Annotated in this window: 3 protein-coding genes and 1 pseudogene; all 4 read right to left on the minus strand. The window is 65.4% G+C overall.

The features are described 5' to 3' along the window. Positions 1 to 5023 (minus strand): annotated as a pseudogene (locus MSZK_RS30985) (amino acid adenylation domain-containing protein); the annotation flags it as partial. Positions 5024 to 5050: 27 nt separating this feature from the next. Continuing rightward, positions 5051 to 5278 (minus strand): MbtH family protein, encoded by a 228-nt coding sequence (locus tag MSZK_RS30990; protein WP_099252343.1) that lies wholly within the window; start codon positions 5276 to 5278, stop codon positions 5051 to 5053. Positions 5279 to 5554: 276 nt separating this feature from the next. Beyond that, positions 5555 to 6832, minus strand: coding sequence for a glycosyltransferase (locus tag MSZK_RS30995; RefSeq protein ID WP_099252344.1), 1278 nt, complete (start codon positions 6830 to 6832; stop codon positions 5555 to 5557). Positions 6833 to 6862: 30 nt separating this feature from the next. Then, positions 6863 to 7588 carry a class I SAM-dependent methyltransferase gene (locus tag MSZK_RS31000; RefSeq protein ID WP_099252345.1) on the minus strand — a complete coding sequence of 242 codons (726 nt, stop codon included), beginning with the start codon at positions 7586 to 7588 and terminating at the stop codon, positions 6863 to 6865. Positions 7589 to 7831: the final 243 nt, after the last annotated feature.

Raw genomic sequence — 7831 nt, forward strand, 5'->3', positions numbered from 1 at the left:
CCGCTGCCCGTAGTAGATGGCGAACACCTCACCCAGCAGGATCGGCAACGACCACCCATCCAACACGATGTGATGATTGGTCAAGACAACCCGGTACTGAGCGGCCCCGGTCCTGATCAGCAGAGCCCGAAATGCCGGCGCGTTGGCCAACTCGCACACCGCAACACGCTCGGCCGCACAAAGCTGTGCGATCTGCCGTTCGAGATCGTCGCCGTCGAGTTCGACATACTGCCAGGGCACCACCGGGTCTGCCGGGATCACCTGCACCGGCTCGGCGTATTGCTGGGAGAACCTCGCCGCCAGGTTGGGGTGCCGCTCGACCACCGCCTGTACCGCGGCGTGCAGCTTGTCAGGGTCCAGCGGACCGCTCAAGCTGACATACAGCTGCACCGCATACACGTCGTCGCCGGCCGGCGACGCGCTGGCGTGAAACAACAACCCCTGCTGCAGCGGAGTCAGCGGCAGAGCATCAGCTATCCGCATACTGCCGCTGAAGCTCGTCGATCTGCTCCTGGGTCAGACAGGCTGCGATATCCGACGGTGTCAACCCGCCCCCGCCGCCTTGGACATGGGCGCAGATACCGGTCAAGGCGTCGAACCACAGCTGGCTCAACCGGTTCACCTGCGCTGGCGTCAACGCCGAAGGCGCCCACGTCCACGCAGCCGACAGACACGGCCCGGCGTCGGTGTCGACCGTGCCGGCATTGAGTTCCAAGGTGTGCATGAGCGGGATGGGCGGCTTCACATTCGGACTGATGTTCGCCAAGCCGTCCCAGCAGATCTGCCACGCATCACCAGAGGTATCGGCCGAGGTCGCACCCTGACGACCGAGGTAGTTGAAACCGATCACCGGATCGGGCCCCGACAAATCGACCTCGCTGTTGAGGTAGCGCAGCGCTCCGTAATTCAGCCCGTCGGGTAGCGCCCGGAGCTGCTCCTTCGCGGCCTTGATCACCGCACCCAGCTTCGCATCGCCGGCCACTACCTGCGCCCAGCTCAATCCGCCCACGTCCAGCGCCACCGGATATTTGGCGGTGAACCAGCCCACTGTGCGCGACAGGTCGACCGGTTCGTCCGGCGTGGACACCAGCTCCTCGTCGCGCCCGTGGCCCTCGACATCGATAGCGATCGGCTCACCGGCGGTCCCCAAGAACTCCGTTGCCGCCAAAGCGAATCCGATGAGCAAGATCTCGTGCACACCGGCGTGGAAAGCCGCCGGCACCTCCCCGAGCAATGCCTGAGTGGTCTCGATGTCGAGAACCGCCGCGAGGTTGCCTGCGGTCACCAACGTGTCGACGAAGGGGTCGACTTCAGGCAGCAGGGCAGGCGTCGCCGCGATCTGCCGCCACGCCTCGGCCTCCCCGACGACATCGGCACGGTGGGCGTGATCGTCGACAAGCGCCGCCCACCGGGCGAACGACGTGCCCGGTTCCGGGAGCATGACCTGCTCGCCGGCACGATGCTGAGACCAGGCGAAATTGAGGTCCTCCAAGAGAATTCGCCACGACACCCCGTCGACTGCGAGGTGGTGGATGATCGCCACCAACCGGCTCGTGGACGTCACCCAGATCGCGCTGAGCATGACGCCTGCGGCCGGGTTCAGCTGCGTGCCGGCGTGCAACACCGCGTCGTCGGTCAGCACATCGACGGTGTGCAGGCGCGAACGGGCATCGATAGAGCCGGCCTCGGGCACCTCGAGCGACCAACCACCGGTGTCGTCGCGGTCGACCCGCAGCCGGAGCATGGCGTGCCGATCCAGCAAGAGCTGCAACATCTCCAGCACATCGGATTCGGTGGTACCCGCCGGCGCCTGTACGACGACTGTCTGATTGAAGTGGGCGACCGGGCTGCCCGCAGCTTCCAGGCTCTCGAGCCACCGGATGATCGGGGTGGCGATCACCGCACCAACGCCGTCGGCGGCCGAATCGCCGTCGGCGTCGAGCACCTTGGCCACCTGAGCCAGCCGGGCCACTGTCTGCTCGACGAAGACATCGCGCGGACGGCACAACACACCTGCAGCGCGCGCCCGAGCCACCACCTGCATCGACAGGATGCTGTCACCACCCAGCTCGAAGAACGACTCGTCCACACCGACCCGCTCGAGCCCGAGGACCTGGGCGTAGATCCCGGCCAGAATCTCCTCGACCGCGTCCCCCGGGGCACGATAGGACTCGACATCTTGGTATTCGGGCGCCGGCAGCGCCTTGGTGTCGAGTTTGCCGTTGACGGTCAACGGCAGCGCGTCGATCGCGACGACGGCGGCGGGCACCATGTAGGCGGGCAGTCGCTCGGCGACGGCCGATCGTACGGTCGCCGGGTCGGCGGGCCCGGTGACATAGGCGACGAGACGCTTGTCACCCGCGCGGTCCTCTCGGGCGATCACCACTGCCTGCTCGACGCCATCCAATTCGCCGAGCGCAGCCTGGATTTCGCCGAGCTCGATGCGATATCCACGGATCTTGACCTGCTCGTCGGCACGCCCCACGTACTCGAGTTGACCGTCGGCGTTCCAGCGGACCAGATCGCCGGTGCGATACATCCGCTCTCCCGGCTCCCCGAACGGACACGCGACGAACCGTGTTCCAGACAACCCGGCCCGGCCCACATAGCCGTAGGCCAGTCCGGAGCCTGCCACATACAGCTCGCCGACCACGCCCGCAGGAACCGGCTGCAACCAACCGTCGAGCACGAAGAAGCCCAGGTTCGCCAGCGGACGCCCGATCGGACTGACGGCATTGTCGGTGTCCGCCTCGGCGATCTCCCGGAACGAGGCGTGCACCGTCGTCTCGGTGATGCCGTACATGTTGATCATGCGCGGTGTGCCCGGGTGGCTTTGCAGCCAGGCCCGAAGACGATGTGGCTCAAGGGCTTCGCCACCGAACACCACAGCCTTGAGCGAAAGCTGCTGCTCTCCCGGCAGGTCAACGCTCTGCAGCGCATAGAACGCCGTTGGGGTCTGGCTGAGCACGTCGACCTGCTCGGCCACCAGCAATGCGTAGAAATCTTCCGGCGATCGGACCACCGCGTCGGGCACGACAACCACCCGGCCGCCGTAGAGCAGCGCGCCCCAGATCTCCCACACCGAGAAGTCGAAGGCCAGCGAATGGCACTGCGTCCACACCTGCTCCGCCAGCTCCATGTCGGTGGCCAGCGCCTCCAGTAGCCGGGTGACGTTCTGATGCGGAATGGCCACGCCCTTAGGCGTTCCGGTGGTGCCCGAGGTGTAGATGATGTAGGCGATGTCGTCGGGAGCCGGTCCCGGCGGTGGCGTGCTGGGCTGTCCGTCGATGCCCGCGTCGTCGAAGTCGATGACCAGCAGATCCCATCCCCCAAGACGAGGACGCAGCTCGGAGTTGGTGATCGCGGCGACCGGCGCAGCGTCGTCGAGCACGAACTGCATCCGCGCCTCCGGCACGGACGGATCGACCGCGACATAGGTGGCACCGGTTTTCAGCACCGCCAGGATCGCTGCGATCGCTTCGCCGGATCGCGGCAACAACAGCGCCACGCGCCGGCCGGGCCCTGCCCCGTGCGCTGCCAGCAGATTGGCGAGACGGTTCGTCGTCTCGTCGAGCTCGCGATACGTCCACGACTGCTCGCCGCTGGTGAGCGCGACCGCATCCGGGACCCGCGCTGCCTGCTCGGCGAACAAGGCCGGAATCGAAACCGGCGGGCTCATCGGTTCCGCGAGCGCGGCCCGATTACCCCACGCGCCGAGGCGGTCTCGTTCCGTCGCGTCGAGCACGTCGATCGACGACAGCGGCCGCGCCGGGTCAGCGATCATCGCCGCCAGCACTTCGACCAGGCGTCTGGTCACCTCGGCGGCACCGCAGTCCGGAAAAAGATGTCCAGCCCCCACCGTGCTGAGGGACAGCTCGTCTCCGATCCCGGAGAACGTGAAGCCGGTGCTGCCGCCAAGACCGGAGTTGGTCATGTTCGCTTCAGCCGGGGCACCGCCGAAGTCAAGCGTGAATGCGGCCGGGAAGAAGTTGATGACCACCCGGTCGGCGGTCTGGGTGCCGCGCTCGAGCGAGTGCACCGGAAATCTCTGATGCCGCACAGCTTCTGAGATCTGGGTGTCGACATGCTTACAGAAATCACGCACCGAGGACGCTGCCGGGGTGCGCAGCACCAGCGGCACCAACCCGGCGGCCATCCCGGGCAGTGTCTTCAACTCCGGGCGGACCCGCCGGCTGACGGGGAAGTCGAAGACCACTTCGGAGCCCTCCGCGCAGCGTCCACGCACCAGCAGCGCGCTCGCCGCCGCGATGACCGAGGTGCGGGGGATGTCCCACTGGTGGGCGAGTTCGTCGACTCGCCGGAGAACCGTGGGATCCAGCGGAACCGGCACCGAACGCCAACCCCCATCGGCGTCCTGCGAGGTGTCCGGGCCGCGATTGTCGGGTCCCCCCTCGGCAGGCAGGTGCGCGGTCCAATACGCCTGGTCGTCGCGGTATTCAGCCGACTGTTCGTATTCCAATTCGCATTCGAGCAATTCCTGCAACGAACCGAAGAACGCGGGCGGAACAAGATCTCCGGAAATGGTGGCGGAATATATCGAGGCGACTCGATTGACGAGGAGCCAGATTCCGGCGCCATCGATGACAATATGGTGAAAACAACCGAAAACGTAGAATTCTGCGGGGCCAGTTTCAAACAAAGCGTATTTGAAAAGGGGGCCGGTAAATGCCATCGGCATGCGCTGAATCGTCAGCGCCGTCTCCTGTACGTCTCGCGCCGGATCGCTCGACCCGCTGAAGTCGTAGAACTCCACCTCGATCTCGGGGTAGTCGATCACCCGTTGGAAAACGTGGCCGTCCTGCTCGAAGAAGGCAGCCCGGACCGGTTCGGCCTCTCGCATCGCCCGCTGCAGCGCCCACTCGAACGCCTCGCGGTCCAGGGGGCCGTCGACTTTGAGCAGCATGCCAATTTGCCAGTCGGCAGCGGCATGACCGGTTTCCTGCGCGAGCCAGATGTCCAGCTGCGCTCGCGTCAGCGGAAGAGCATCCTCGTTGAACTCCATCAATACTCCCAGACCCAAACCGTTGAACTAGTCGGACGCTCGGCTACCCGCCAGCCGGTCACGCAGACTCTTGGGTCGGATGTCGGGCCAGTTCTGTTCGATGTAGTCCAGACATGCCGCGCGGTCCGCCTCGCCGTAAACGACTCGCCAGCCAGGGGGGACATCAGCGAACGTCGGCCACAGGCTGTGCTGCTCCTCGTCGTTGACCAAAACGACGAAACTGCCCTCGTCGTCATCGAACGGATTGGTGCTCACCGCGTCTCCCGACACTCTCGTCAATATAGGTAGAACAAGTTCCAAACCATACTTGCTGGGTATGACCCATGTCACGAAGTTGGGTGTGACTCACATCACGACCAGCAACCTTTGCCGCGGCCGCGCACGCTTGTGACGAGGCTGGCCATCGCTTTCTCTCAAATCGAGCGGCTACGTGCGCCTTGGAGGCATTTCACCGCTGCGCTCGCACTGGGCCGGCAGCAAGGCCAAGTCTGGTTACGGCCGTTAGTGCCGTGAGCCAGCAAGCGCTCCCGGTCAGTGGTGACGGAGGGACTGCCCGCGGCGCGCAAAGTCCTCCAGCCGGTCGGCTGCCAGCGCTGCGCTGGTGGCCGGTTCGGTGATTCTGGTAGCAAGCTCACGGGCCCTGGCGACGTAGTCGGGGGCAAGAATGGCGCGCAGGTCGGCGACCAACGACGTTTCGGTGACCGTGGAAAATCGCCGGGCCGCGCCCACCTTCAACCGGGTGACCGCCGCACCATAGATGGCGTGGACGAGATCCCAGAACAAGATCAGCTGCGGAACACCTGCGCGCATGCCGATGGGGGTCGTGCTGGAGCCTCCGTGGTGGACGACCGCCCGGCAGGCGGGAAAGACGGTCGCGTAGTTCAACAGACCGACCACTTTGACGCGATCGGAATGCGGGGCTTTGCTGAAATCGGTCCCGGCCGCACCGACCAGCGCTCGCTCGCCCAGCTGTGCGCACGCCGCGTCGATCATGGCGATTGTGTCGGCCGGCGACTCGACCGGAATGCTGCCGAAGCCGAAGAAGATCGGCGGGCTGCCGCCGGCGATCCAGGACGCCACCTCGTCATCGGCCTCGGTCGCCAGTTCCAAGGTCAACGTGCCGACAAACGGCCGCTGGTCGGCAAACTGTGCCCATTCGGTCGCGAGCCCGGGAAAGCACGCCTCGTCGTAGGCCTGGACTTCCAGCGATCCGCGTTCCGTGATCCGCCAAGGAGCCGACCGAGTCGCCTTCGGGAGGCCCAGATCCCGGCGCTGGGCGTCCTCGACCTTTTTCGTCCCGCGCCACGACACCCACCACAATGCTCTGACGACGGCCCGGGCGATCGGCGCAGGCAGGAACGGCAGAACCCGGGAGTTGGGCCGTAGCGGGAAATAGTGCAGAGTCGCAAACGGAATGTTGTAGCGCTCGGCGACGTTCGAGGCGGCATCCTCGAAATTGATGCCGCTGAAAATCAGATCGGCACCGTCGGCGAGCGACATCAATGTCGCGCTCATGTCCTGCCAGCCCTGAAAAAGGGGTCCGGATATTTCGCGTCGCGCGCGCGCCATCTCCCCGATTTTCCAGGGCCGGCTGAAGAAACATGTCCAATAATCGCGGTGCGCGTCCAGGATCGAGCGCGAATTCGGTCCGAATCCGACGGTGTCGGGCACCGCTGCCTTGGCGAATTCGATCAGGTCCGGCGGAACCGCCATCGACACGTCGTGTCCGCGGCGCACCAGCTCGCGGCCGACAGCCGCGGTGGGTTCGATGTCGCCGCGGCTACCCCAAGTTGCCAGCACGAACTTCATTGCGGCTGAGTGACCTTCGCTGACGCGCTGCTACCGGGCGGAACTCATGGCGAGAAATTCGCCGAGATACCGAGGCGATTTCAGATTGAGCAGACGGGTGCGGTCGGCCTTGAGATCGGCGTATGACAGCGCCCTGACCTGCTCTGGAGAGTAGGAAAGCGTGGATTCTGGCGAGCCCTTTCGGACGAAACCGACGCCCTGGTCGCATTTGAGCACGCCGACCACCAGGTCGGGCCGGGTGCTGCGAAGCTCGACGATGGCTTTCCAGACGTCGCCGTTCCAGATGCCGATCTTCAAGGGCCCGGACTGCTGCGCCATGAAGTCGTCCCACGAGTCTGCGCGGCGGCCGGCCAGTTCGAACGGCGGGTTGCAGTCGTGCAGGAAGATGACCCCGTCGTCCTTCAGGTAGCGCACGGTGTTCTCGACGTCGCGGACCACCTGCTCGTAGGTGTGCAGTCCGTCGATCAGCGCGACGTCGATGGGATGCTGTTCGAGCAGTTCGGTCTCGTTGTCGAAGAACGCGTCACTGGTGGTCTCGAAATAGCGGACGTCGCGCCCCTTGGCATCGGCGAGCTCACGGGTGCGCTCGGTCAGCCGAAACGCCGGGTCGACGGCGATCTTCATGTCGGCGCTGATTCGTTGGAAGGCTTGCCCGCGGGACACCCCGATCTCGAGGTAGACCGGGTCGGAGCGCATGGCGAGCGCCTGCTGAACGGCCCTGATCCGGTTCACACCTGGCATCGCGTCTGCCAACATGACCAGACCCTGGTTGATATTCACGCGAGGTTCCTACCACAAACCGGTTGCGCAGCATGGGGGTTTCGTCTCACAACCCGGGCGCGCAAGAATGGTCGGCTATGTCGCGTTCATTCGAGATCGTCAGCGAATCAGCCGCCAGCGTCGAGGCGATTCACGCGGCGTTCGCGCGCGAGGACTACTGGCTGGACCGACTGGCCGGTGACGCGGCGGCCAGCCTGGACTCGTTCGCCGTCGGCGCCG

The organism is Mycobacterium sp. shizuoka-1 (assembly GCF_002723835.1).
Taxonomy (GTDB): Bacteria; Actinomycetota; Actinomycetes; order Mycobacteriales; family Mycobacteriaceae; genus Mycobacterium.